Annotated in this window: 1 protein-coding gene; it reads left to right on the top strand. The window is 63.1% G+C overall.

Annotated features, from left to right (window positions below; all coding sequences use genetic code 11):
- Positions 1 to 788 (top strand): AMP-binding protein (locus ACFPA8_RS27565; protein WP_386452926.1); only part of this gene is annotated, 788 nt, incomplete at both ends.

Here is a 788-nt window from a genome sequence, read left to right as displayed (position 1 = left end):
TCACGCTCACGCACCGGAACGTGGTGCGGCTGCTGTCCACGGCTCGTGAGGACTTCGGTTTCGGGTCATCGGATGTGTGGTCGCTGTTCCATTCCTTCGCTTTCGACGTGTCGGTTTTCGAGATGTGGGGGGCCCTGCTGCACGGCGGGACTCTTGTGGTGGTTCCTCGTGAGGTGACGCGTTCGCCCGAGGATTTTCTGGATCTGCTTGTCGGGCACGGGGTGACGGTGCTGAGTCAGACGCCGTCGGCTTTCCGTTCGCTGGTTGCTGCGGCGGGTGAGGGTGATGAGCGGGTCGGGCGGTTGTCGTTGCGGCATGTGGTGTTCGCGGGTGAGAAGTTGGAGTTCGCGGAGTTGGTGCCGTGGGTGGAGCGGCTGGGGCTTGATGCTCCGGTGCTGGTGAACATGTACGGGATCACCGAGACGACGGTGCATACGACGTTCTATGAGGTGGTGGCGGGGGATCTGGTGGGGTCGGGGGGTAATCCGATCGGGCGTCCGCTTGCTGATGTGTCGCTTCATCTGCTGGATGGGTGGGGGAATCCGGTTCCGGTGGGTGTGCCGGGTGAGATTCATGTGGGTGGTCCGGGTGTGGCGCGTGGGTATCTGGGTCGTGCGGGGTTGACGGCTGAGCGGTTTGTTCCTGATCCGTTCGGGGCGGCTGGTTCGCGGTTGTATCGCAGTGGTGATCTGGCGCGTCGTCGGCTGGACGGGAGTCTGGATTTCCTGGGGCGGATCGATCAGCAGGTGAAGATTCGGGGTTACCGGATCGAGTTGGGTGAGATCGAG

The sequence above is a fragment of the Streptomyces ovatisporus genome (genome assembly GCF_042653885.1).
GTDB classification, from domain to species: domain Bacteria; phylum Actinomycetota; class Actinomycetes; order Streptomycetales; family Streptomycetaceae; genus Streptomyces; species Streptomyces ovatisporus.
This window is presented reverse-complemented; position numbering and strand designations above follow the sequence as displayed.